The 24747-nt window shown below is 65.7% G+C and carries 23 protein-coding genes and 1 pseudogene; 6 read left to right on the top strand and 18 right to left on the bottom strand.

The window, feature by feature from the left end; genetic code table 11:
* Position 1 precedes the first annotated feature (1 nt).
* From icmH to tssA, 15 genes and pseudogenes are all read right to left on the bottom strand, one after another.
* Positions 2–865: a type IVB secretion system protein IcmH/DotU gene (gene icmH, locus H3H45_RS04815; protein WP_160487997.1), complete on the bottom strand. Its 864-nt coding sequence runs from the start codon at positions 863–865 to the stop codon at positions 2–4.
* Between the two features lie 2 nt (positions 866–867).
* Positions 868–2199 carry a type VI secretion system baseplate subunit TssK gene (tssK, locus tag H3H45_RS04810; protein ID WP_160492118.1) on the bottom strand — a complete coding sequence of 444 codons (1332 nt, stop codon included), beginning with the start codon at positions 2197–2199 and terminating at the stop codon, positions 868–870.
* Positions 2200–2203: 4 nt separating this feature from the next.
* On the bottom strand, positions 2204–2683 hold the full coding sequence (gene tssJ / locus H3H45_RS04805; protein WP_182832577.1) for a type VI secretion system lipoprotein TssJ: 480 nt from the start codon (positions 2681–2683) through the stop codon (positions 2204–2206).
* 17 nt (positions 2684–2700) lie between these two features.
* The gene (gene tagH, locus H3H45_RS04800) at positions 2701–3942 is read right to left on the bottom strand and encodes a type VI secretion system-associated FHA domain protein TagH (protein WP_182832576.1); all 1242 of its coding nucleotides are present in this window, start codon (positions 3940–3942) and stop codon (positions 2701–2703) included.
* A gap of 21 nt (positions 3943–3963) precedes the next feature.
* Positions 3964–4098 carry a type VI secretion protein gene (locus tag H3H45_RS04795; protein WP_160492121.1) on the bottom strand — a complete coding sequence of 45 codons (135 nt, stop codon included), beginning with the start codon at positions 4096–4098 and terminating at the stop codon, positions 3964–3966.
* Between the two features lie 52 nt (positions 4099–4150).
* A complete protein-coding gene (locus tag H3H45_RS04790) occupies positions 4151–5662 on the bottom strand; it encodes a sigma-54 interaction domain-containing protein (RefSeq protein WP_182833131.1) in 1512 nt (503 codons plus the stop codon).
* 34 nt (positions 5663–5696) lie between these two features.
* The gene (gene tssH, locus H3H45_RS04785; RefSeq protein ID WP_182832575.1) at positions 5697–8306 is read right to left on the bottom strand and encodes a type VI secretion system ATPase TssH; all 2610 of its coding nucleotides are present in this window, start codon (positions 8304–8306) and stop codon (positions 5697–5699) included.
* A gap of 11 nt (positions 8307–8317) precedes the next feature.
* Positions 8318–9325: a type VI secretion system baseplate subunit TssG gene (tssG, locus tag H3H45_RS04780; RefSeq protein ID WP_182832574.1), complete on the bottom strand. Its 1008-nt coding sequence runs from the start codon at positions 9323–9325 to the stop codon at positions 8318–8320.
* Positions 9289–11079 (bottom strand): type VI secretion system baseplate subunit TssF, encoded by a 1791-nt coding sequence (tssF, locus tag H3H45_RS04775; RefSeq protein WP_182832573.1) that lies wholly within the window; start codon positions 11077–11079, stop codon positions 9289–9291. The genes tssG and tssF overlap by 37 nt, the downstream gene beginning before the upstream one ends.
* Positions 11079–11579, bottom strand: coding sequence for a carboxypeptidase-like regulatory domain-containing protein (locus tag H3H45_RS04770; protein WP_182832572.1), 501 nt, complete (start codon positions 11577–11579; stop codon positions 11079–11081). Before H3H45_RS04770 ends, tssF begins: the two co-directional genes overlap by 1 nt.
* Positions 11580–11584: 5 nt before the next feature.
* A pseudogene (locus H3H45_RS04765) lies at positions 11585–11860 on the bottom strand (PAAR domain-containing protein); the annotation flags it as partial.
* 24 nt (positions 11861–11884) lie between these two features.
* A complete protein-coding gene (gene tssE / locus H3H45_RS04760) occupies positions 11885–12289 on the bottom strand; it encodes a type VI secretion system baseplate subunit TssE (protein WP_160492129.1) in 405 nt (134 codons plus the stop codon).
* 6 nt (positions 12290–12295) lie between these two features.
* The gene (gene tssC / locus H3H45_RS04755; protein ID WP_182832570.1) at positions 12296–13771 is read right to left on the bottom strand and encodes a type VI secretion system contractile sheath large subunit; all 1476 of its coding nucleotides are present in this window, start codon (positions 13769–13771) and stop codon (positions 12296–12298) included.
* A gap of 23 nt (positions 13772–13794) precedes the next feature.
* On the bottom strand, positions 13795–14292 hold the full coding sequence (gene tssB, locus H3H45_RS04750; protein ID WP_160487984.1) for a type VI secretion system contractile sheath small subunit: 498 nt from the start codon (positions 14290–14292) through the stop codon (positions 13795–13797).
* A gap of 44 nt (positions 14293–14336) precedes the next feature.
* The gene (gene tssA, locus H3H45_RS04745; RefSeq protein WP_182832569.1) at positions 14337–15899 is read right to left on the bottom strand and encodes a type VI secretion system protein TssA; all 1563 of its coding nucleotides are present in this window, start codon (positions 15897–15899) and stop codon (positions 14337–14339) included.
* Positions 15900–16439: 540 nt separating this feature from the next.
* Here tssA and H3H45_RS04740 point away from each other — a divergent pair.
* The 3 genes from H3H45_RS04740 to H3H45_RS04730 all read left to right on the top strand — a co-directional run bounded on the left by H3H45_RS04740 (position 16440) and on the right by H3H45_RS04730 (position 19551).
* Positions 16440–16946 carry a DUF3617 domain-containing protein gene (locus H3H45_RS04740; RefSeq protein WP_182832568.1) on the top strand — a complete coding sequence of 169 codons (507 nt, stop codon included), beginning with the start codon at positions 16440–16442 and terminating at the stop codon, positions 16944–16946.
* 90 nt (positions 16947–17036) lie between these two features.
* On the top strand, positions 17037–17600 hold the full coding sequence (locus H3H45_RS04735) for a LemA family protein (protein ID WP_182832567.1): 564 nt from the start codon (positions 17037–17039) through the stop codon (positions 17598–17600).
* Position 17601: 1 nt separating this feature from the next.
* Positions 17602–19551 carry a DUF2207 domain-containing protein gene (locus H3H45_RS04730; protein WP_182832566.1) on the top strand — a complete coding sequence of 650 codons (1950 nt, stop codon included), beginning with the start codon at positions 17602–17604 and terminating at the stop codon, positions 19549–19551.
* A gap of 35 nt (positions 19552–19586) precedes the next feature.
* On the opposite strand, the gene H3H45_RS04725 is transcribed toward H3H45_RS04730, so the two are convergent.
* Positions 19587–19820 (bottom strand): hypothetical protein, encoded by a 234-nt coding sequence (locus H3H45_RS04725; protein WP_182832565.1) that lies wholly within the window; start codon positions 19818–19820, stop codon positions 19587–19589.
* A gap of 68 nt (positions 19821–19888) precedes the next feature.
* The gene (folE2, locus tag H3H45_RS04720) at positions 19889–20779 is read right to left on the bottom strand and encodes a GTP cyclohydrolase FolE2 (RefSeq protein WP_182832564.1); all 891 of its coding nucleotides are present in this window, start codon (positions 20777–20779) and stop codon (positions 19889–19891) included.
* A gap of 105 nt (positions 20780–20884) precedes the next feature.
* On the opposite strand from folE2, the gene dksA reads away from it, so the two are divergent.
* From dksA to H3H45_RS04705, 3 genes are all read left to right on the top strand, one after another.
* Entirely contained in the window at positions 20885–21283 is a 399-nt protein-coding gene (dksA, locus tag H3H45_RS04715; RefSeq protein WP_182833130.1) for an RNA polymerase-binding protein DksA, read from the top strand.
* Positions 21276–22481: a zinc metallochaperone GTPase ZigA gene (gene zigA / locus H3H45_RS04710; protein ID WP_182832563.1), complete on the top strand. Its 1206-nt coding sequence runs from the start codon at positions 21276–21278 to the stop codon at positions 22479–22481. The genes dksA and zigA overlap by 8 nt, the downstream gene beginning before the upstream one ends.
* Before the next feature lie 226 nt (positions 22482–22707).
* Positions 22708–24345 (top strand): sensor histidine kinase, encoded by a 1638-nt coding sequence (locus tag H3H45_RS04705; RefSeq protein WP_182832562.1) that lies wholly within the window; start codon positions 22708–22710, stop codon positions 24343–24345.
* Position 24346: 1 nt separating this feature from the next.
* Here the strand turns inward: H3H45_RS04705 and H3H45_RS04700 are convergent, their stop codons facing one another.
* The gene (locus tag H3H45_RS04700; protein WP_182832561.1) at positions 24347–24700 is read right to left on the bottom strand and encodes an NADH:ubiquinone oxidoreductase; all 354 of its coding nucleotides are present in this window, start codon (positions 24698–24700) and stop codon (positions 24347–24349) included.
* Positions 24701–24747: the final 47 nt, after the last annotated feature.

Below are 24747 nucleotides of genomic sequence, written 5' to 3'. Positions count from 1 at the left end.
CTTATCCCTGAGTGGATTGTGCGGCGGCCGGAACGACCTCGACCGCCTGGTAGGGCTGCAGCACCGTGCTGCGCTGCTCGTGCAGCACCCAGCTGAAGGCGGCGTAGAGCAAGGCCAGGCCGGCGACCGTAGCCACCGCCACCAGCCAGCCCGGGACGATGCGTACTAGCCGGCGGCGGCCGTCCTTGAGGCCCTGCCAGTGCGGCGACAGCTCGCGCGGAATGTCCCCGCGCAGCTGGCGGATCTGCCGGTACAGGCTGTCGCGGATCGCCTCCAGTTCGAGCATGCCGCGTGGCAGCACGCGGTACTTGCCCTCGAAGCCGAGAGACAGGCAGATGTACATCAGCTCGAGCATGGCCAGGTGCTTGACCGGGTTGCGCGACAGGTGTTCGAGCAGCTGGAAGAACTTCTCGCCGCCGAAGGTCTCGTTGTGAAAGCTCGACAGCAGGCTCATCTGCGACCAGGCGCTCTCGTTGCCCCAGGGCGTGGTCACCACCGCCTCGTCGACCACTGTGCACAGCACGTAGCGCGCGGCCATCACCTGGCCGCCCTCGGCGCCTTCCTGCAAGGCGCGGTGCTCGAACAGCTTGATCGCCACGCTGAGGCGTTCGTTGAGCGCCTGGAAGTTCTCCGCGCTGGCGCTGTTCTTCAGGCGTACGACTTCCGAGAGCAGCAGCGCGCTGGCGGCCACCAGCGGGTTGAAGCTGATGTTGAAGACTTCCGCCGGGCGCATGCGCGCGGCATACACCATGCGCTCCTCGAGCTGCTCCATGGGCGGCGCGGCGAAGTCGGTCAGCGGGCTGCGCGCCGCGCCGGCAGTCTGGCGGTTGAGGACGACGGTCTTGTCCTGTGCTTCCTTGATCATGTTCAGCTCCTGATCGCCCAGAATTTCAGCTCAAGCCCGGAGAAGTCCCCGGACACGTGGAAGGCAAACCCGCCCGAGCTTTCCAGCTGCGCCAGCTCTTCCGAGCCGAGCTCCAGGGCGAAGTAGGTCTTGTCCGAGTGGAAGGGGATCTGCCGCGGCGCCACCGGCAGCGGCTTCACCTTGATCCCCGGCAGGTGCAGGTTGACCAGTTGGCGGATGCGCTCCACCGCGCCGATCTTCAGGTGCGCCGGCAGGCGCTTGCGCAGCTCCTCGGAGTCGCACTGGGCGCTGGCGGCGAGGATGAACTCGGCGCTGGTCAGCAGCTTGTGGTCCTGCAGCGGCGAGACCTGAATGCCGTACTGGCGCTGCTGCAGCGGCAGCTCGATGGCGTGCTGCTCGAGCACCATCGACAGCACCTGGCGCAGCGCGTCCATCAGCTTGCGGAAGCTGCCGCCCTGGTCGTTGTGCAGGTAGCGGCTGTCCAGGCGCGGGCGCTTGTGGTCGCTGGCGAAGGTGGCCAGCTCGCCGAGCAGGCCGACCAGCTCGCGGTAGATGCGTTCTGGGTGCAGCTGCTCCAGCGACAGGTAGTGACGCAGCTGCGGCTCGTAGCGGTTGACCAGCTGCAGCATGAGGAAGTCGCCGACCTCGGTATTGCCCAGCTTGCCGGCCGCGCGTACCCGCTCGGCGAGGATGTCGCCGCGATGGCCGAGCATGCTGATCACTTCCTTGAGGTAGGCCAGCAGGGTGTTCGACGCCTGCACATGGAGGAAGGTCGGGCTGAAGTCCGGGTCGAGCACGACCACCCCGTCCGGGCTGGTGTCGAGGATTTCCGCGACCTTGAGTTTGACGAAGGCCTGGTCGGTCTGTTGCTCGCCGAGCAGCAGGCGGAAGTCCGGGCGGCCGCAGCTGACCTGGCTGGCGGCGCTGTCGCCGGCGTTGGAGTCGGTGACTTCCAGCTCCTGGGCGCGGTAGCGCGCGAGCACGTCCTGTTGCTCGGCGCGGCGGCTCTCGATGTGGTTGCCGGTGACCAGCGGCAGGGCCAGGTACACCGGGGTGGCCGAGGTGTTCGGCGGCACGTCGATGGCCAGCGGCTCGCGCGCGGCGTCGATCTCGAACAGGCTGCCGTCGGGCAGCACGCCGCCGGCCTGGCTCAGCACCAGCTTGCCCATGCCGAGGAACTGACGGTCGATCTCCAGGCTGAAGAAGCCCCAGGGATAGACCTCCAGCAGGCGGGTACGGGCCTTGAGCTGGTGTTCGTAGTAACGGTCGCTTTGCTGGAAGTGCTGCGGGCGCAGGAGCATCCCTTCTTGCCAGACTACCTTGAGCATTTCCATGTGCTCAGTCCTCTTCCTGTGTGTCGCTCAGCGCCTGCAGACCGCGCTTGTCCAGGCGCACGCCGGCCTGGTTGATCTCACCTTCCTGCAGCGCCACGACGAAGCGCCAGCTGGCTTCCGGCAGGTCGCGGTAGGCGGCGACCACGCCGACGTAGCGGCTGCCCGGCTGCACCGCGAGTTTCAGTTCGCGGGTCTCGCCGGGACGCACTTCCAGCTCCTCGAAGCTGACCAGGTCGGGCATCAGCGATTCCTTCGGCCGCTGGTACAGGGAGAAGAAGTCGGCGTTGTTGAACGACGAGGGGTTCTTCAGCTCCAGCAGGCGCACTACGATCGGCGAGGGGCGGCCGGCCAGGTCCGGGTTGAGGTCGTCGCTGGCGGCCAGGGTCAGGTCGAGCTTGGTCTTGTCCGAGAAGGGCGACAGGCTGGCGCAGCCGCCCAGGGTGACGAACAGAGACAACAGGCTGAGGCTGATAAGACGGCGCATGGCATTCATCCTTGCTTTCATTCTTGGAAGTCGGTGTTGAGCGTGGCGATCAGGCGCACCTGCTCTTCGTAGGTCTTGGCGAAGTCGCGGGCGAACAGGCGTTGGCTCCAGTCGTCGTCCTGCTCGAGCAGGCGGTACTGGCGCTGGTAGGCGCGCCAGCGGCTGCCGGCGGTGGCCAGCAGCGGCTTGCGTTCCTGCTCGAAGCGCAGGGTGAGCTGCTCCGGGGCGAACTGGTCGAACAGGCCTTTGACCGCCGCGCGGCTGGCGGCGAACAACGCCACCTGGTGTGCCTGCAGGTCGCGGAAGGCGCGGCCGACGGACTGTTCGGCGGTCAGCTGGCTGGGCTTGTTGCTGCGCAACAGGGCCTGCAACGCCTCGCCGGCATCGGCGCTGTGCTTGAGCGGGTTGTTGCCGGCGCTCTGCACGGTGGTCAGGGCCAGGCGCAGTTCGTTCTTCAGCTCACCCCGGGTGCGCAGGCTCTGCTGCAGGCCGCCGATGCTCTGCTTGAGCAGGCGGGCAGCATTCAGCGCCAGGGCTTCGCGGCCGGCCGCGTCGAGGTCGTCGAGCGGCACGCCGAGGGCCTCGCCGAAACGCTGCCAGAACGCCGCACTCTGTGGCTCGCTGGCAACCGTCGGGCGCGGCTGCGCGCTCGGCTCGCTGACACGCACGGCAATCGGCTCGGCCTCTACCGGTGTTTCCACCGCCGCTTCCACCAGCTCCGGCAGCAGCAGGCTTTCCATGTCGATGCGGGCGTACTGGCTGCGCTCGAACTGTTCCTCCGGCTCCTGCACCAGGCCGGCGAATTCATCCAGGCTGCTGTAGCCGCGTGGGCGCTGTTCGAGGGCGGCGATCGGGTCGAGGTCGAGGAAGGCGTCATCCGGGATGATGCTGCCGGCCGCCTGGCGCTGGCCGATCTGCTCCTCGAACTGCGCCGGGTCCTGCAGCACGCGGGCGCGGATTTCCACCTCGCCCAGGCAGAACACGTCACCGTGGCCGATACGCAGTGGCTCGCCACGGCGCAGGCTGGCGCCGCTGTCCTTGAGCTGGATGCCGTTGCTGCTGGTGTCGGTCAGGTAGAAGTGACCGTCGCTGTAGCTGACCTGGGCATGCCGGCTGGAGATGATGCGTTTGCTGTCGGGGATCGACCAGTCGCACTCCTCGCTGCGGCCAATTACCCCACCGGCCTTCTTGAAGCTCTTGCTGGTCAGCATGCCCGGGGCAAATTGCTGGGCGCTGACGACGTCGAATACCAGTTCCATGGTGGTGTGCTCCTCGGCTTATCAGTTGTCGCGCTGCTCGGCGTGCGGGTCGCCCAGTGGGCGGTAGTCGTCGTCGCTGGATTTGTAGTTGCCGGCACAGCCGCTCAGGCAGAGCAGGGCGGCGAGCAGGGTGGTGGTCAGCAGGCGGTGGGACATCTCGGGTTCTCCACAGGCGGTGATGAGGGATTGGGTAGACATGGGCAGCGGCTCAGACATCGGCCGGGCTGATCTTCAGCCGGTCCATGCGGTACAGCAGGGTGCGTCGCGGCAGGCCCAGTTCGCGGGCGGCCTGGCTCTGGTTGCCGCGGTTCTTGCGCAGGCAGTCGAGCAGCAGGTTGCGTTCGACCCGCTCCAGGCGTTCACGCAGGTTCATGCAGCCGTCGCCGGCCTGGCTGGCGTCCTGGCGCAGGCTGAAATGCTCGGGCAGCAGTTCGCCGCCTTCGCAGAGCAGCACGGCGCGCTCCACCAGGCCTTTCAGCTCGCGCACATTGCCGGGGAAGGCGTAGCCGGCCAGGTGGGTGAGGGTGGTCTCGGCCCAGCGGCAGGGGTCGCGCTGGAGAAAGGCACTGGCCTTGTCGGCGAAGTGGCGGGCCAGCTGGAGGATGTCTTCGTCGCGCTCGCGCAGCGGCGGCAGGGCGATGGGGAAGTGCGACAGGCGATAGAACAGGTCTTCGCGAAAGCGCCCGTCCTCGACCAGCGCGCGCAGATCGCGGTGAGTGGCGGCGACGATGCGTACGTCGACCTTGTGCGTGTCGGTGCTGCCCAGCGGGCGCACTTCGCCTTCCTGCAGCACGCGCAGCAGCTTGGCCTGCAGGGCCAGCGGCATGTCGCCGATCTCGTCGAGGAACAGGGTACCGCCGTCGGCCGCGTCGAACAGGCCCTTGCGGTCGCGCTCGGCGCCGGTGAAGGCGCCCTTGCGGTAGCCGAACAGCTCGCTCTCCAGCAGGTTCTCCGGCAGTGATGCGCAGTTCTGCACGATGAACGCCTGGCTACGGCGGAAACCGCAGTCGTGGATGGCGCGGGCGACCAGTTCCTTGCCGGTGCCGGTTTCGCCGGTGAGCAGCACGCTGACCGGGTTGTGCAGCACCTTGCCGAGCAGCTGGTAGACCGCGCGCATCGCCGCGCTGCTGCCGATCAGGCCGTAGCCGCTGCTCGGCAGGCTGGTCGGTGCCGTGCTGATCGGCGTGACCGGCGCGCGCAGGCGTTGCAGCAGCTGGTGCTGGGTCAGGGCGAAGGTGCCGAGGCTGGCCAGCGAGCCGGCGAAACCTTCCAGCTCGCGGGCACTGTGGCTGGCCAGCAGCAACAGGCCGCCGACGCGGCCCTGCTCGTCCTGCAGCGGCAGGCACAGCAGGCTGCGCCAGGCTTGCTCGCGGGCCGGCAGGAAGCTGGTTTCGTGCAGGTTGTGATCGAGGTTGGCCAGGCTCAGGTGGCGGTTCTGGCACAGGCAGTACTGCAGCAGTTGCTCGCCGTCGTAGTCGCTGGGCAGGCTGGCTCTGGGCTCGGCGCGGGCCTGGCCCTCCAGCCATTCGCCGGCCAGGGTCAGGCGGGTGTGGGTGCTGTCGAGCAGGTACAGCTGGCTCAGTTCGCAACCCGCGAGCTGCGCGGCGGCCTGTACCAGGCCGGCCGGCAGGTCGTCGGCCTTGGCCAGGCGCGACAGCTGGCCGAACTGCTCCAGCAGGGCCTCGGCATAGGGCAGCGGCTGGGCGATGCGCTGCAGCAGCTGGGGTGGCTCAGGCAGCTGTGGCGGCAGGCGTTCAGGCGAATTCACAGACCAGCGCTCCTTCACCGTCGAGGGTGGCGTGCACCTGTTGCAGGCTTTCGCCAGCGGCCATGGCATCCAGCAGGCGGTCGGCGATCTGCGGCAACAGCTGTTGCTCGAGCAACTGGTCGATCAGCCGTGCGCCGCTGTCGTTGTGCTGGCAGCGCCGGGCCAGGTGTTCGAGCAACGCCGGGTGGTGGCTGAAGCTCAGCTGGCGGCGGGCCAGGCGCTCGCCGAGGCGGGACAGCTTGAGCGCGACCAGTTCCTCGAGCACGCTGCCGGCCACCGGGTAGTAGGGCACCACGCGCATGCGCGCCAGCAGCGCCGGCTTGAAGTGACGGCTCAGGGCCGGGCGAATGGCCTGCTCCAGTACTTCGGCGGCGGGGCGCTGCTGGTCGCTGCAGAGCTGGGCGATCTGCTCGCTGGCCAGGTTGCTGGTCATCAGGATCAGGCAGTTGCGGAAGTTGATCTCGCGCCCCTCGCCGTCGTTGGCCACGCCCTTGTCGAAGATCTGGTAGAAGACGTTCATCACGTCCGGGTCGGCCTTCTCCACCTCGTCGAGGAGAATCACCGAGTAGGGCTTCTGCCGTACCGCCTCGGTGAGCATGCCGCCCTCGCCGTAGCCGACGTAGCCGGGCGGCGCGCCTATCAGCCGCGACACCGTGTGCTTCTCCTGGAACTCGGACATGTTGATGGTGGTGAGGAAGCGCTCGCCGCCGTACAGCAGGTCGGCCAGGGCCAGGGCGGTCTCGGTCTTGCCGACGCCGCTGGGGCCGACCAGGAGGAACACGCCGACTGGCGCATCGTCCTTGTTCAGGCCGGCGGCGCTGGCACGCATGGCGCGGTCGAGGGCCACCACCGCCTGCTCCTGGCCGCGCACGCGGGCGCGCAGATCGTTGGCGAAACTCGCCACCTTGGCACTGTGTTCGCGGGCCAGCTGGCTCAGCGGCACGCCGGTCCAGTGGCTGATCACCTCGGCCACCAGGCGCGGGCAGACTTCATGGCTGACCAGGCGTTCGGCGCTTTGTGCGCTAGCCAGTTCGGCCTGAACCTTGCGCAGCTCGGCTTCCAGTGCCGCCAGATCCGGTAGCGGTTCGGCGTTGACGTCGTTCTCTTCGGCAGGTTGATCGAGGCGGGCAGCGGCGCACTGCTGGCGCAGTTGCAGCAGGCGTTCGGCCAGTTGGCGCTGGCTGTCCCAGCGGCTGCTCAGTTGCTGCAGTTCGGCTCCCGCATCGAGCAGGCGGCTTTCCAGTTGAGCGAGGACTTCGCCGTCGACCTGCAGGCCGGCGTCCAGGTCGCGGCGCAGGGCTTCGCGCTGGCGCTGGCCTTCGGCGATCTCGCCGCGCAGGCGTTCCAGTGCTTCCGGGGCGGCGGCCAGGCTGATGCGTACACGGGCGCAGGCGGTGTCCAGCACGTCGACCGCCTTGTCCGGCAGCTGGCGCCCGGCCAGGTAGCGCGCGGACAGTTCGGCGGCGGCCACCACCGCGTCGTCGCGCAGGTAGATGCCGTGGCTCTGCTCGTACACCGGCGCCAGGCCACGCAGGATGGTCACGGCTTCCTGGACAGTCGGCTCGTGCAGCTGCACCGGCTGGAAACGCCGGGCCAGGGCCGGGTCTTTCTCGAAGTACTTCTTGTATTCGCTCCAGGTGGTGGCGGCGATGGTGCGCAGCTCGCCACGGGCCAGGGCCGGCTTGAGCAGGTTGGCGGCGTCCGAGCCACCGGCCTGGCCGCCGGCGCCAATCAGGGTGTGGGCCTCGTCGATAAACAGGATGATCGGCTTGGCCGCGCCCTTCACTTCGTCGATCACCCCCTGCAGACGCCGCTCAAACTCGCCTTTGACGCTGGCGCCGGCCTGCAGCAGGCCCATGTCCAGGCATAGCAGCTCGACGCCCTTGAGCACGTCCGGTACTTCGCCGCTGGCGATGCGCAGTGCGAGCCCTTCGACTATGGCGGTCTTGCCGACGCCGGCCTCGCCGACCACGATCGGGTTGTTTTTCCGGCGGCGGGCGAGGATGTCGATCATCTGGCGGATCGCCCCGTCGCGGCACAGCACCGGGTCGAGCTTGCCGTCGCGGGCCTGCTGGGTGAAGTTGTGGGTGAAGCGTTGCAGGTTGGATTCACCCGGCGCGGCGGCTTTGCCGGCGGCAGTTTGTGGCTGCTGGCTGAGGGCGAATTCGCGCAGGCGCTCGGCATTCACCTTGGCCAGCAGCGGCTGGTAGTGGCTGCCGGCATAGCGCAGCGGGTTGCGCAGCATGGCGAGGATCAGCGCGGCCTGTTCCACCTGGCTCTGACCGAGCTCCAGGTTGGCCACCAGCAGGGCGTCCTGCAGCCACTGCACCAGCTCGGCGGAGAACACCGGGTTGCGCGAGGCGCTGTGTTCACCGCGCGGTTGCAGGGCACTGGCCAGGGCGCCGGCGTCCACTTCGGCATCCTGCAGGGCGCGCGCCAGTAGGCCTTGCGGGCGTTCGAGCAGACCGAGCAGCAGGTCTTCCACCAGGATCTTGTTGCCACCGCGCTGCAGGCAGCGCTCGGCGGCGCCTTCGAGGTCGCGGCGGGTGTCGGCGTCCAGTGCCTGGACCAACTGTTGTAGGTCGACGTTGATCATTCTCTCTGTCCTTAGTGAGTCATGCTGCCGATGGTGACCACACCATCGGCCTGTTCGTGGCCCAGCCAGCTGGTCCACCCCAGGTGGCAGGGGTTGCCGGCGCCGATGCGCAGCTCGCGGATTTCCTCGTGGCGCAGGGCCAGGCGGATGTCGTAGTCGAGCGGGTCGCGCAGGGTGAAGCGCACCAGCGCGCAGAGCGGCTGGTAGCCCGTGCCGATCGGCAGGAATTCGTGGAAACGTGCCCAGCTGAGCTGGCGGATATGGATGCGGAACTTGCCGCCGCGGTCGCGCACCCGCTCGCCGAGCACCAGGCTTTCGCCCAGCTGGCTGTTGGCCAGGCCGAGGCGGTTGCGCTGCTCGTCGATGATCTGCACCTGGCGCTCGACGCACTGCTCGATGCGCAGGTCGGTGTGCTTGAAGTAGTAGCGCAGCACCGACTCGACCAGTGCCGCCGAATGGGCGCGCAGGCTGAGCAGGCCGAGGTAGGGCAGCAGGCGCTTCCAGTTGAGTTCCTCGGCGGCGCGGATCTGCTCGCCGCCGAGGCCGATCAGGGCGAACAGCTGGTTGGAGAACACATCGCTGGCGCCGCGCTGGAAGCGCGCGTAGTAGCGGTACTTCTGCCAGATCGGCAGGAGCAGGCGCTGCAGGCGGTTGTTGAACAGGTCGAGGAATTCGCGGGTCGGGTTGCCGTCCGGGTTGTCGCCCAGCGCCTGTTCGCCATAGAAGGCCGGCAGTGGCGAACCGGCGCCGAACAGGCTGACCAGGTTGATGCGCAGCTGCGCGCGCAGCTCGCCGTGTTCCTCGAAGAACTGCACGCGATCGATATCGCTGCCGGGGAAGCCCAGGCTGGGGTTGGCCTGGAATTCCAGGCGCTCGTACAGCTGCTCCTCATCCAGTTCGGGATGGGCAGTGCGCAAGCGGTCCAGCACCAGCAGCACACCCTGGAACAGGCTGTACTCGCGGATGCCCCGGCTGAGCCGGTTCAGAGCAGGGGCTGCTGCCCCATGCGCGGCGTCCATCGGTACACCTCTCCTTGTGTGCTGTGTACGCGCAGCTCGTGGTACGAGTTGAGGCTGGCGTAGAGGGCGAAGAATTCATTGAGCACCGAGGCGAACAGGAATAAATCCCCTTCGCCCAGGTAACCGTCTGGGTTCATCTTCAGTTCGGTACGCACACCGCGCACCGGCAGGCCGCGATGCAGGCGGTCGACGTGTTGGTGGCTGATCGATTGCAGGCCGCCGAGCAGGCGCTTGCTGACCTTTTCTGCGTGCTGGTCGTAGTAGCGCGGCAGGTCGTAGGTCTCGAGGATCACCTTGAGCGCCTCGACGTTGGCCAGCGACAGGTAGTTCAGCGACATGTTGCTGATCAGCTTCCACAGGTAGTCGCGGTGCAGCGGTGGCGCGTAGCTGGGCGTCACCGCGCTGATGTTGCGGAAGGTGAGGAACTCCGGGGTGTCTTCGCTGGGCAGGCAGATATCGCCCAGGCCAAGCTGGCGCGGCAGGTTCTGGTTGGTGCAGGTCAGCTCGATGGACAGGGTTTCCTGCTGATCCTGCTGGCGCATGCCGAAGCTCAGCCAGGTCTCCAGGCCGTCGCCGAGCATCGATGGCTGCTGGCGCACGCTGTAGTGCGGACGGGCCTTGGGCACGTCGAAGCTGGCGTCGTGCTCGAACGACTCGAACGGCACGTACTCCTCGTAGCCCATGCCGCCGGGCTTCCAGCCGGTCACCCGGTCCACCGAGAACACCGCGCAGTGGCGCGTCTCGAACTCGGCCGGCAGCAGCAGGTACTGGTCCTGCTTGCCGTCCAGGCGGATCGGGATGGCGTCGTGGGCGAACAGGTTGACCACCGGCGTGCAATACAGGCGCACGTTGTCCAGGGTCGGGCGGATGCGCTGCAGGCCGGTCTTCTGGATATCGAAGCGCAGCTCCAGGCCGCGGGCACGCTCCAGCAGCTCGGCCGGCTGACGCTTGAGCAGCTCGAGGCCCTTGAGCTCGAGGAACAGGAACTTGTCCTGGAAGGCGAAATATTCCTGCAGGTGGCGGTAGCCGCGGAAGGTGTTCAGCGGGTAGGGCACCAGCGCCTCGTCTTCGGCGAAGCCCACCGCCTCGACCTTGTCGGCCCCTAGGGCGAAGCCCGGCAGTGGCTGGTCGTAGGCATCCCTGAGCGGCTTGCCCTCGCCATCCAGCAACACCAGCTGGATGGCGCCGAGGTGGCGCAGCAGGCCGAGGTAGAGCAGCTGGCTGATGTAGCGCTCGCCGGCCAGGTGCAGGCGCAGGCTGTTCAGCTCGATTTCGCCGAGGTGGCCATCGGCGCTCATCGCCAGGCGCAGGCTGAGCAGGGCGCCGTCGCCCTTCACCGAGTAGTCCAGGCCATTCAGCGCCAGCGGCAGCACCTCGCAGGCGAAGGCGGTGCGAAAGCGACAGGTCACGCCCTCGATGGCCTTGGCTTCCACCGGCGTATGCCGTGGCACGGAAAGGGCCGGGCCGGGACGCTTGAGCGGGTCGAACTGCAGCATGCTGAAGGCCGGCAGCGGGCGCATGTAGTTGGGCCACAGCAGGTGCATCAGCGAATGGGTCAGCTCCGGCAGCTCGTCGTCGAGCTTCTGCCGCAGACGCCCGGTGAGAAAGGCGAAACCCTCCAGCAGCCGCTCGACATCCGGGTCGCGCCCGGCCTGACCGAGAAACGGCGCCAGCGCCGGGCTACGCTCGGCAAAGCGCTTGCCCAGCTGGCGCAGGGCGGTGAGTTCGCTTTGGTAGTGATGGTTGAAGGACATCAGTTGATGGTCTCCGTGGCCGATTCGAGGCAGCTCCAGAAATCCTCGACGACCTCTTCTTCGGAGATAGCGATGTGTTCCGGTTGCAGCATCAGTCGCGGTAGCTGCATCGGCCCAGAGGAGCACCCAAAGGGGCTCACCCACGTGCAGTGACGGGAGTGATAACCGGGAGCGCTGACCGACAGCGTGGTCCCGCAGGGCGGCCCATCGGCCAGCAGGGCGAACAGGCGATAGTCGCGGTGTTCGGCAAAGGCGAAATGGCCCTCGGCATCGCTGACGGTGTCATAGGCCCAGGATTCGTCGCTGCCGATATCCAGCTCAATCTTGGCGCCCGCCACTGCCTGCCCCGTTTCGGCGGACAGCACACGACCCTCGATGGCCGGGTTGCGGGTTACCGAATGCGGGTAGGGCACGCAGGCGCTCATGGCCAGCGCAATAGCGCAGCAGGCGCTTAGCCTGGTCAGCGAGTGGGCGGCGTTGGTCATCATCAGTCCGTGCATCAACCGCCGGTCCCGATCACTACCGTCGCCGATCCCGCCACCACCACATTGCCGTGGTTGCCCACGGTGCCGATGGTGGTCGCGGGTTTGCCGTTGATTAGCACGTTGGGGATCACATTGCCGACCAGTGCGCCGCCGCAGGCGGAGGCATCGCCCATGCGCGCGGCCGGTTTGCCATCGAACAGTACGTCGGGCGAGCCGGCGGCGATGGGGTTGGTGCCGTGGCCCGGAATCGGGCAGGCAGTGGGGTCGCCCAGGCGGGCGGCGGGTTTACCGGACATCCATGCTCTCCTTTGAACAGGCCCTTACCTGACCTTCACTTGCCCGCTGCCATCCAGCTGCGCGGCAAAACTTACGGGGCGTTTGACGCCATCGATCTCCAACTGGCCTTCGATGGCGAAGGCCAGGCTCAGCGGATCGTGGTCGCGCGGCAGTGACACCACGCGCACCTGGGTCAAACGCGGTTCGTACGCTTCGATGAAGCGTTCGATGGCGATACGCGCCTGTTGCAAGGCATCGTGAAGCGACAGGCGCATATCGTTGAGATCGGGCAACCCGTAGTCGGGCAGCGTTTGCACGCTGCCCGCCCGGGTGCTGAGCATCTTCGCCAGGTGGGCAGCCACCGAGGCCATGGCGGACACCTCATGGCTCCAACCGGCGCGTTTGCCGGCTTCGCCACCCAGGCGCTCGAACAGGCTGCCGTACGACATGGCGAGTTATTCCTTGTCCAGCTTGCCGACCAGGGACAGGGTGAAATCGGCACCCATGTACTTGAAGTGCGGGCGCACGTTGAGGCTGACGCGGTACCAGCCCGGCTCACCATCGACGTCGCTGACGATCACCTGGGCGGCGCGCAGCGGACGGCGGCTACGGACTTCCGAGCTGGGGTTTTCCTGGTCGGCGACGAACTGGCGGATCCACTTGTTCAGTTCCAGCTCCAGGTCGGTGCGCTCTTTCCACGCGCCGATCTGCTCGCGCTGCAGCACCTTCAGGTAGTGCGCCAGGCGGTTGACGATGAACAGGTAGGGCAGCTGGGTGCCGAGTTTGTAGTTCAGCTCGGCGGTCTTGCCTTCCTCGCTGATGCCGAAGAACTTCGGCTTCTGGGTGGAGTTGGCGGAGAAGAAGGCGGCGTTGTCGCTGCCCTTGCGCATGGTCAGGGCGATAAAGCCTTCCTCGGCCAGCTCATACTCGCGACGGTCGGAGACCAGCACTTCGGTGGGGATCTTGGTCTCGATCTCGCCCATGCTCTCGAAGTGGTGCAGCGGCAGGTCTTCCACCGCGCCACCGCTCTGCGGGCCGATGATGTTCGGGCACCAGCGGAACTTGGCGAAGCTGTCGGTCAGCTTGGAGGCGAAAGTGTAGGCAGTGTTGCCCCACAGATAGTGCTCGTGGCTGGCGGCGACGTTCTCCTTGTAGACGAAGCTCTTCACCGGGTTCTCTTCCGGATCGTAGGGGTTGCGCAGCAGGAAACGCGGCAGGGTCAGGCCGACGTAGCGCGCGTCTTCGCGCTCGCGGAAGCTCTGCCACTTGGCGAACTGCGGGCCCTCGAAGTGATCCTTGAGGTCCTTCAGGTTGGGCAGGCCGGTGAAGCTCTCCAGGCCGAAGAATTTCGGCCCGGCGGCGGCGATGAACGGCGCGTGGGCCATGCAGGCCACCGAGGCGACGTGCTGCATGCACTTGATGTCCGGCGAGCTGGGGTCGAAGAAATAGTTGGCGACGATGGCGCCGACCGGCTGGCCACCGAACTGGCCGTACTCGGCGGTGTAGATGTGCTTGTACAGGCCGGACTGGGTGATCTCCGGGCTGTCCTCGAAGTCGTCCAGCAGGTCCTGCTTGGAGGCGTTGAGGATTTCCAGCTTGGTGTTCTCGCGGAAGTTGGTGCGATCGACCAGTAGCTTGAGGCCGCGCCAGGACGATTCCAGGGCCTGGAAGTCGGCGTGGTGGAGGATCTCGTCCATCTGCCGGCTGAGCTTGGCGTCGATCTCCGCGATCATGCGGTCGACCATGGCCTTCTTCACCGGCTCGTTCTGGTTGTGCGGCTTCAGCAGCTCTTCGATAAAGGCCGACACACCGCGCTTGGCGATATCGTAAGCCTCGTCGTCCGGGGTCAGCCGGGTTTCCGCGATGATGCGGTCGAGAATGCCGGCTTCGGCGACATTCCGGGTGGTTTCCACTACTGCACTGGTGCTCATGCTCGGGCTTCCTTGTCGAGGGTTCAGGCGTCTTGCTGGGTCAGGCCCAGCTCGCTCAGCACACGGTCACGCGAGTCGTCGTCGGCGAGCACGCTTTCGATTGCCTTGCGGAAGGCCGGGGCGTTGCCCAGCGGACCTTTCAGGGCGACCAGGGCGTCGCGCAGTTCCATCAGCTTCTTCAGCTCGGGAACCTGGTCGACCACGGCGGCCGGGTTGAAGTCTTTCATCGAGTTGATGCGCAGCTGCACCGGCAACTCGTCGGCGCCCTGCTCATCCTGCAGGCGGTTGGCCACGCTGAAGGTCAGGTTGAGTTCCTGCTTGCCGAGCACTTCGTCGAAGTTGTTCTTGTCGATGCTGATCGGCTTGCGGTCTTCGATCTTGCGCTCGTCGGCGCGCTGGGTGAAATCGCCCAGTACCATCAGTTTCAATGGCAGTTCGATCTCTTCCTGAGCGCCGCCAGTGGCGGGTTTGAAGGTGACGTTGATGCGTTCCTTGGGGGCTACCGAGCCTTCTTTGGCCATGGCTGTTCTCCTTTACGTTTTCGGTATGTACGGGCCTTACGGCCTTAATCCAGCACCACTTCGAGGTCGAGGTGGCACAGCCTGCGGTGGATCTCTTCCTTGCGTTCGCGGATCACGTGGCTCTGCGGCAGCAGCTCGTAGCAGCTGTGCAGCAGGCGCAGCACTTCCAGGGCCAGTTCGGGTTCCCACTCGCCGAGACCGGAGGCCTGCAGCGTCTGGTCGAGGGATTCGAGTTGGGTCTTGGCCAGTTCATGCTTCTTCGCCGCGCTGCACAGGCGCGCCAGGCTCAGCTGCCAGAAGAAGCGGGCGCGGCCGCCCTGGGCCTGGGCCATGCCCTGCTTGAGTTGTTGCACGGCGGCTTTCAGGCCGTCCTTGCGCAGCTGCGGCAGCACCGCCTGCAGGGCGACTTCCCAGGCCGGCAGGCTGCCGTTTTCGCTGATTGCTACGACGGGCTCGGCGCTGGCCGTCTGCAGATGCGGCAGCACCTGGGCGCCGATCCAGGCGCGGGTTTCGGCGTCGGCGAACGGCAGGCCATCGTGGAAACACAATTCTTCCAGGCCGGGCACGCGCTGCAGGAACAGCGCCAGTTGGATCTCCACCTCGGCCATGGCCGGTTCGGCGCCCAGCTCCTGCAGGCACTCCCAGGCCAGGCGCTGGCCGTCGAGCCAGAACGGCGCACGGGCGATGCTGGTTTCCAGCTCCAGCAGCAGGTCGGCGTACTGGCCGGCGGCGAAGCGTTCGCGGTAGCTGGCCAGCTTGTCGGCCGGCAGGCCGCGCAGGGCGGTGACCTGTTCGGCATTGCGTTCCGGCAGGCTGTCGATCGGCAGCCACAGCAGGGTGCGCGCCAGGCGCAGGGCGCGGATATCGCTGGCTTTCTGCTTCAGCCACCAGCCGCACAGTGGCCGGGCGCCGTCCTGCAGGGCGCGCAGGGCCTTGTGCGCGTCGCGCTCGTTGTCGATCGGCGTGCTGGCGCTGAACACCTGGCTGGCGGCCTGCTTGACCTGGGCCAGAGCGGCGCCGACCACGCCCGGTTCGGCCTGGCCCTGAGTGGCGCGGTTGATCTGTTCGTCGATGCGTCGGCACAGCGGCAGTAGCAGCGGGGCGTCTTCGCCCAGGTAGGCGGAGAGGCAGCCTTCCAGCTTGCGCAGCAGCTCGGCGAGGGTGCGGAACAGCGGCAGCTGGGTGGCCACCGGAATATCTTCGCCGAGGGCCTTTTCCAGGCGTGGGGTCAGCCAGGCGAAGGCGGCGGCACGGGTGCGTTCCTTGCGCGGGTGCAGTTCGTCCCAGTGCTGGCTGCACAGCTGGTGCAGCAGGCCCAGACCGGCCTGTAGGCCGCTGAGGTTCTCGCGCTGGTACAGGCTCCAGGTCAGCCAGCTGGCGACGCGCAGATCCTTGGACTGCTCGCGCAGCAGCGCCTCGCTCTGCTCGCGGACTTTCTGCCAGTCGATGGCGTCGGTCTGGTGCATGGCCGCGGCCTTTTCCAGCTCGCTTTCCAGCACTTCGTATTCTGGCGAATAACGAATATCCGCACCGGCAAAGTCCCCTTGTTTAATTGGGGAATTGGCCAGTTGCAGATAATAATCGGCGAGCGAGCTAGAAACAGTCATTCCTTGACCTGTTAATTAGATACATAACTTCCATGTCTTCATCCAGATATTAAGGATGAATGCTTTGGGCTTCCGATGTGCGCAACTTCTTGCGCACCTTGATGTGCAATAAGTTGCGCACAAGCCCTATGGGGTGGGCATCCTAGACCTGTGGCGGAGGGTGGGCAAGCGTGGAAAGTGTGATCTGTATGGCAACCGGGAAGATTGGATGGCTGTGTTCTGGCACGTTCGTTCTTGAATTAGGGAAGTGTATTATTAGTTGTGAGGCTGCATTAATAGCGATCGGATATATGCGGCGTGATATGTAAGTAAATGCTTACCTGTTAATTAGTGCCCCATCACAGTTATTTGCGAAAAAGCACAACTTAGTGTGACCGCCAGCAACTTTTCGCCGATTGCCGACTGGCTGGCCATCTTCGGCTCTTCACGACGGCTGGAGTGGCCGGATGGGAATTGGCCCCGGCGCTTTCTGTCCGGCAGCGGCACAGGGCCTGGCCTAAGCTGGCAAGGTTGCCTGAACCTTCGTCAAGGAGTCCCGCCATGCGTATTCAGTCGTTGTTGATCCTCTGTCTGGGTCTGCTGCCCGCCCTGGCCAGCGCCGAGCAGATCCGCCCGGGCTTGTGGGAATTCACCAGCAACATGCAGAGCGATGGCCAGGCGATGCCGGACATGCAGCAGATGCTCGGCCAGCTGCAGAACCTGCCGCCCGAGCAGCGTCAGATGATGGAGCAGATGATGGCCAAGCAGGGTGTAAAGCTGGGTGGGGCCGGCGTGCAACTGTGCCTCAGTGAGGCGCAGGCCAAGGCGCGCGACATTCCCCTGCAGGACCCCGAATCCGGCTGTACCCATAAAATCACCGAGCGTGGCGCGGATGTCTGGAAGTTCCGTTTCACCTGTCCGGATGGCCAGGGCGAAGGCGAAACCCGCTTCGAAGGTGACACGGCCTTCAGTACCCAGATCAATGGTGTCTATGGTGGCCGGCAGAGCAGCATGCGCAGCCAGGCGCGCTGGGTCAGTGCTGACTGTGGCGGGCTGCAGCCGCGCTGAGTGGCGAGCTGTGGTGCGGTTGGCTGCAGCCGTGGTTGGGTCTAGTTAAGCTGACTCGCTGGAAGCCATGGTGGGTCTGGGGAGTGTTGTATGCAGGGAGTCGTGTGGGTGGTGCTGGCCGTGCTGGCGTTGCTGCTGGTGGCCGTCGTTTATGGCTACAACCGTCTGGTGTTCAATCGCGCGCGGGTGGCCGAGGCCTGGAGTGGCATCGATGTGCAGCTCAAGCGCCGTTCCAGCCTGATCCCCAACCTGGTTGGCTGCCTCAAGGTATACATGGCCCATGAGCGCGACACCCTGGAGCAACTGGTGCTGCAGCGCGGCGCCGTGCAGGCCCACGAAGGCGATGACCCACCCGGCCGCAGCGTCGCCGAGAGCCAGCTGAGTGCGGGTCTGCTGCGGGTGTTCGCCCTGGCCGAGAACTATCCCGAGCTGAAGGCCGATAACGGCTTCCTCGATCTGCAGCGCACCTTGAGCGAGCTCGAGGAACAGATCCAGATGGCTCGCCGCTACTACAACGGTGCGGTGCGCGAGCTCAACGTGCTGATCGAATCGGTGCCGAGCAACCTGCTGGCACAGCTGTTCGGCTTTCAGTGCGCTACCTATTTCGCCCTGGACGATGCGCGCGACGCCCTTTCCCCGAAACTGGAGTTCTGAGATGCCTGGATGGCTGAAACCCCTGCTGCTGTTGTGCTGCCTGCTGCCCGCCACGGGCTGGGCCGAGGAAGTCATCGAGGCCTACACCGTCGGCCTGCAGGTCGAGCGCGATGGCTACCTGCAGGTGGTTGAGCGCATCACCGTGCAGGCCGAGGGCGAGCAGATCCGCCGCGGCATCTACCGCGATATTCCCACCCGCTACAGCCTGGGCAATGGACTGGAACGGCGCACGCCGATCCAGATGCTGGAGGTGACTCGCGATGGCCAGGCCGAACCCTTCCACAGCGAGGCGCTGGGCGCTGGCATCCGCTACTACCTAGGCTCGGCTAACCATGAGCTGGAGCCCGGGCGCTACACCTATCAGCTGCGCTACCGCATCGATGCCCAGCTGCTGCACCGTGAGGGCGAAGACGAGCTGTACTGGAACGCCACCGGCAACGACTGGAGCTTCCCGATCCAGGCCGCGGCCGTGCAGGTACAGTTGCCCGAAGGCGCGCGCATTGGCGATGTGATGGGCTACACCGGTTATGTCGGCGATAACGGCAGCGATTACCGCGAGGAACGGCGTGCGGGCAATCAGCTGCTGCTGCGCACCACGCGGGTGTTGCAGCCCGGCGAAGGCTTTACCGTGGCCGTGGACTGGCAGGCCGGCCTGGTCGAGCGCCCGGGTCTGGGCCAGCGTATTGCCCGGCTGATCGCCGACAACCTGGGGGTGTTCTTCGGTCTGCTGTTGTTGCTTGGTCTGTTCGCTTATTACCTGTGGTGCTGGTTCGACGTTGGTCGTGACCCGCGCAAGGGCCTGGTGATTCCACTGTTCACCGCGCCGGATGGGCTGGCGCCAGCTCAGCTCGGCTACCTGTGGAATCGCGGTTTTCGCGGTGGCTACAGCGCCGCCGAGGCTGTCAGCGTGAGCTTCACCGACCTGGCCATCCGCAAGCTGCTGACCCTGGAAGACAGCCCGCGAGGTGCCGCCTTTATCCTCAATCCTGGGCCGGCGCCGCGCGACAACCTGCAGACTCACGAGCAGGCGCTGCTCGACGAACTGTTCCCGGCAGACAAGCCGAGCAAGCCCCTGCGCGTCGGCAGCAGCTACGAGCCGCGCCTGGCCAAGGCCATCGATGCCCACAGTGCAGCAATGGGTGAGCGGGGCAAGAGCTGGCATAGCAATAACCGCGGCGCCTGGGGCTGGGGTGTGGCCTGGGCGCTGGTCGGCACCCTGGTCAGCGTGTTTTCCAGTGTCGATGGTGAAGAACAGATGGGCCTGGCGATTTTCGGTCTGATGTTCGGTCTGTGCTTCGGCCTGTCCGGGGTTTTCATGCTGGTTGCCGGTATCCGCCTGTGGCGTGAAGGCACACCGGACAACGGTGGCGGGGTGCTGACCGCCGCCGGGGCGATCTTCATCATCCCCGGAACCATCGGCCTGGCCGTGCTGTTCTTCAACCTGGCGCCGATGGTCGTGGTGCTGCTGGTGCTGTTCTGGCTACAGGTCATTCTCTTCCGCGGCTGGCTGGAAGCGCCATCGGTGGAAGGGCGGCGCCTGCTGGATGCGGCCGAGGGTTACCGTGAATACCTGCAACTGGCCGAAAGCGAGACCCTGGCCCGCGCCGCCGAGGCGCCGGCCATGAGCATCGCCCTGTACGAGCAGCACCTGCCCTACGCTATGGCGCTGGGCGTGGAAGGGGCATGGACCGCGCGCTTCACCGCGGCCCTGGACGCCGGCCTGATCGATCCCGCACTGCGCGAATACCAGCCCGACTGGTACCGCAGCCGCAGCAGTTTCTCCAGGCCCAGCGCGCTGACCGGCGCCCTGCTCGGCGGCCTGAGCAGCGCCACCTCAAGCGCCGCTACACCGCCGCCCAGCCCGTCTTCGTCGGGGAGCTCATCCGGTGGCTCGTCCGGCGGCGGTTCTTCGGGCGGTGGCGGTGGTGGCGGGGGCGGGGGCGGCTGGTAGTGCGCCGTCGCGAGCCTGGGGTGCTGTGAACGTGCTCAGCGCTGGGTAGCTTTGAGCTTTTCCACCAGGCGCTGGCTTTGCTCCAGCTGCTCTTCCTCGCTGAGCTGAGGGTTATCCAGTACGGCGTTCATTGCCTCGATCAGCTCGCCCTGTTGCTGCGCGCGCTCGGCCAGCTGCTGCAGTTGTGCCTCGCGGCGCCAGTTCCAGATGGCTCCGCCGACTACTGCCAACAGCAGCAGGGCGAGCATAAACAGGGCCAGGGTGTTCATGGTTGGGCTCCGGGGGCAGTTCGGGTGGGCATAGCACGGTAGCAGGGCCGCAGCATGGCGTCAGCGCATCATCGCTGCCAACTGCTGCGCGCCACGGCGTCATGGGCGTGCAGGCTTTCCGCGTGCAGCACTTCCAGGTGAAAGCCCTGAACGCCGTCCTCCTGGCGCAAGGCCTGGTGCAGGCGGCGCGCGGCATCTTCGCAGAACATCAGGTTCTGCCCGTTGGCCAGGGCGAAGGCCTGTTCGTCGGCGCGCTTGACCGCTGTCTGCAGGGCGGTGCCCAGGGCGGCTTCGGCCGTATCCAGAACGTGGCGGATTGGCAGGCGCTGCTGATGCGGATCGAGGTGCAGCTGCAGACGGGCTTCGCTGCGCTGGCTGTGTGGGGTGGCGAGGATGCCGCGTGAGCTATCCAGCCAGGCAATGATGTCAGCATGATCGAGTGATTTACCTGCAAAATCATCGACAAATTGCTGCTGAATCAACTGTCTGGCGAGTGCTGCCGAGCACGGGCAGGTTGAGGAGTAACCCAGCGTCAGCTGCAGTTCCACGTGAAACCCCGTGGTGTCCAGCCGGGTGTTGAGTGTCACGGGGTAAGCCTTCCAGCCGGCCAGCGGGCTGACCAGTGCAGGACGCTTGAGCAGCAGCTCGCCGCGCAGGTTGAGGTAGGCGCGTTGCGACAGGCCCTCGTGGCTGTCCAGGAACTGGTGCAGCACCCGCTGCACGGCCGACAGGCTCAGCGGCTGGTGTTCCAGGGCTTCCAGCGCCAGGTACAGGCGCGACATATGAATGCCCCGCGCGCTGACATCATCCAGGCTGACGCCGGCGTCTACCCGGCAATCCATTGGCTTGCCATCGAGAAGGATAGGCAGGGCGATCTGCTGCATGCCGACGAAGTCCAGCGCGGGCTGTGCCTGGGCGCTGATCTGTGCGGCGATATCGGGCAGGCGGAGGACGGTCATCGGATTTCCAGGGTCGGTTGTGATCTTTTAATGTTATGTTATAACAAAAAATAGAAACAACCCTGACGAGATCCCACCGTGCTCAGCGAATCCGAACTGCTCGCCATGCCTGCCAGCGCCTACATGAACGACGTGCAGCAGGCGTTCTTCCGCCAGCGTCTGCTCGACCAACGCAGCGAGCTGCAACGGCGCATCAGCGAGGAGTTCGGCGAGTTGCGCGAGCAGGAGCCGGTCAGCGATCCGGCCGACCTGGGCAGTGCCGAGGAGCAGCGTCAGTGGCAACTGCGCCTGCTGGAGCGGGAGAAGAAGCTGCTGGACAAGATCGACGAGGCGCTGGAGCGCCTGGCGCGCGGCGAATACGGCTGGTGCAGCGAGACCGGCGAGCCGATCGGCCTGCGCCGCCTGCTGCTGCGGCCCACCGCCAGCCTGTGCGTCGAGGCCAAGGAACGTCAGGAACAACGCGAACGCCATATCCGTGATGTGCGAGGAAACCCCAATGGATAACCGTTTACCCGTCACCGTGCTGTCCGGCTTTCTCGGCGCCGGCAAGAGCACCCTGCTCAACCATGTGCTGCGAAACCGCGACGGCCTGCGCGTAGCGCTGATCGTCAACGATATGAGTGAAATCAACATCGATGGCTCGGAGGTGCAGCGCGACGTCAGTCTCAACCGCGCCGAAGAAAAGCTGGTGGAAATGAGCAACGGCTGCATCTGCTGCACCCTGCGCGAGGACCTGCTGGAGGAAGTGGCGCGGCTGGCCCGCGATGGCCGCTTCGATTACCTGTTGATCGAGTCCACCGGCATCAGCGAGCCGCTACCGGTGGCCGAGACCTTTACCTTCCGCGACGAGCAGGGCCAGAGCCTGGCCGATCTGGCGCGCTTGGATACGCTGGTGACGGTGGTCGACGGGGTGAACTTCCTGCGCGACTTCCACGCCGCCGAAAGCCTGGCCAGCCGTGGCGAGACGCTGGGCGAGGAAGACGAGCGCTCGATCACCGACCTGCTGATCGAACAGGTGGAATTCGCCGACGTGATCCTGATCAGCAAGACTGACCTGATCTCCAGCGCCGAGCGCGAGGAGCTGATTGCCATCCTGCGCGGGCTCAACACCGAAGCCGAGATCCTGCCGATGGTCATGGGTCAGGCGCCGCTGGCGAAGATCCTCAACACCGGCCGCTTCGACTTCGACCGCGCTGCCCAGGCGCCCGGTTGGCTCAAGGAGCTGCGCGGTGAGCATGTGCCGGAAACCGAGGAATACGGCATCGCCTCGACCGCCTACCAGGCGCGCCGGCCGTTCCATCCCGAGCGTTTCTTCGCCTTCCTCAACCGCGAGTGGGTCAATGGCCGCCTGCTGCGCTCCAAGGGCTACTTCTGGCTGGCCAGCAAATACCAGGAAGCCGGTAGCTGGTCGCAGGCCGGCGGCCTGATGCGCCATGGCTATGCCGGGCGTTGGTGGCGTTTCGTGGCCAAGGCGCAGTGGCCGCAGGACGAAGAAGGGCTGCGCACGGTGATGACCAAGTGGCAGGCTGACGTTGGCGACTGCCGCCAGGAGCTGGTGTTCATCGGCCAGCACATCGACTTCGCCTTGCTGCACCGCGAGCTGGATGACTGCCTGCTGACCGACGCCGAGATGGCCGCCGGCCCCGAAGCCTGGCTGCTCCTGCCTGACCCGTTCGGCGCCTGGACCGAGGAGGCTGCCTGACTCCGGACTTGCATGTGCGGGTCTGGACAGGGCAATTTGCTCTGTCCTACGCTGCCTCTGCAGGTTCTTAGCCAGCCGGATAGCGGATCGCGGCAGGTTCTGCCGACAGCGCCGACCCAGGCGGCCCTGAGCGGGCTGGCCGACCAAGGTGGACTGGCATTATCCAGTGACTCCTGTTGTCGTTCTTCCGGCATGGCAGTGCAGGTTTATCAGCTGAGGTAACGGCATGCGGTTTTGGGTGCGTGTGGCGCATGCTCACGAGTCTTTCGAGCAACTCAGCCAGCGGGTGTTCGGCAATGTTGTGCTGATAATTGCGCTGCTGTCGCTGCCGGCCCTGTTGTTGTCGCTGTGGCGCGCCAGCTTTCTCGGTTGGCATCTGTTCATGGGTATCCAGCTGCTCGCCTGCGTGGTGCTCTGGGGGGTGGTGTTGCTGCGCGAGCGCCTGTCCATGCAGACGCGTCTGGTGCTGTTGGCGCTGATCTTCTTCCTGTTTGTCACACCTTCGACGCTGCAGCTCGGTCCTGCTGCCGAATCCCGTGGTTTTCTGATGTTTCTGGCCTTTCTGGTCGGGCTGTTTGCCACGCGTCGGGCGGTACTGTGGCTGAGCGGGATGATCCTGCTCTGGGTGCTGGTTCTGGCCCTGCTGGCGGTCAATCGGGGGTTGCCGCTGCAGATCGTGGATTTCCAGGCATACAGCGCGCAGCCTGCGGTTTGGGTGGTGATGGCCATGGTAATCGGCCTGTTCAGCGGCACCATCGGCTATGTCGGCTGGGCCCTGATGCAGCATCTCAAGCAGCAGACTCAGGCGCTGCAGCTCAACGAGGCGCGCTTGCGTGGGCTGTTCGACCTCTCGCCCATCGGTATTGCCCTCACCGATATCCGCAGCGGCCGCTTTCTGGAGGTCAACGAGCAGCTGTTGTGCGACACCGGCTACAGCCAGGAAGAGTTCCTCCAGCTCGACTATTGGCAGGTCACTCCGCGCGACTATGAAACCCAGGAACGCGAGCAACTGCGGCAACTGATGGGTTCAGGTCGCTTCGGCCCTTATGAAAAGGAGTTGCTGCGCCGCGATGGCAGCCGCTTTACGGTAAGGGTCAAGGGCTTGTTGCTGACCGACGCTCAGGGGCAGCGGCAGATCTGGTCGATGGTCGAAGACATTACCGAAGAAAAGCGCCTGGCCAGGATGCAGCGCGAGTTCGTGGCCACTGTTAGCCATGAACTGCGTACCCCGCTGACATCGATTACCGGGGCGCTCGGCCTGGTCAGTGGTGGTGTGCTCGGCGAGCTGCCGGACAAGGCTCGGGATATGCTGGAAATCGCCCGGCAGAACAGCCAGCAGTTGGCCCTGCTGGTCAATGACCTGCTGGATATGGAAAAGCTGCTGGCCGGGCAGATGGTGTTCAACCTGCAACCTCAGGCGCTGCTGCCGCTGGTCGAATTGGCCGTGCGCAACAACCAGGGGTATGCCGAACAGCACGGGGTAAAGCTCAAGCTGAGCAGTCAGGTGGACGCCTGGGTTCGCGTCGATGCGCTGCGCCTGGAGCAGGTGTTGAACAACCTGCTGTCCAATGCGGCCAAGTTTTCTCCGAGTGGCGCTGAGGTGGAAATCAGCATCGCCCTATGCGAGGGCTGGGCCAGGGTCAGCGTGCAGGATCATGGCCTCGGCATTGCGCCGGAGTTCCATCCCAGGGTATTCGACAAGTTTACCCAGGCCGACTGTTCCGACACGCGCAGCAAGGGCGGAACCGGCCTGGGCCTGGCCATCACCCGGCAGTTGCTGGAGCGTATGGGCGGGCGTATCGATTTTCACAGCCGCGTGGGCGAGGGCTCGACCTTCTATTTCGAACTGCCGCTGAGCGACTGACTCAGCGCGCCATCCACACGCCCTTGCTCTGCTGCTCGCAGGCCGGCTTGAGGTAGCGCGCATCGGTTTCGACGCCGTAGTAGAAGATATCCTGCTGATAGGGGGTGCCGCCGACCCGCGCGTTGCGGCACTCGCCGAAGGCGCCGCTGGGGCATTGTTCGACGAAGCTGACCTCGACCTTCTGCCCCTGCAGCTGCGGCGCGCAGAAGCCGCCGCGGAACAGGTTGGCCGGGATGCTGCGGTTCTGCTGGCAGATCTTCACATCCACCTGGTTGCCCTGGCTGTGGATCACGCAGGCTTCGCCCCAGGCCTGGCCCGCCAGCCCCAGCAGCAGTACGACAGCAATCGAACGCATCCCGTTTGTCCTTGTGTGCAAAGGGGCGACTTTAGCCTTTTCTGCGC

Origin of the sequence: Aquipseudomonas guryensis (assembly GCF_014164785.1) — a bacterium.
Taxonomy (GTDB): domain Bacteria; phylum Pseudomonadota; class Gammaproteobacteria; order Pseudomonadales; family Pseudomonadaceae; genus Aquipseudomonas; species Aquipseudomonas guryensis.
This window is presented reverse-complemented; position numbering and strand designations above follow the sequence as displayed.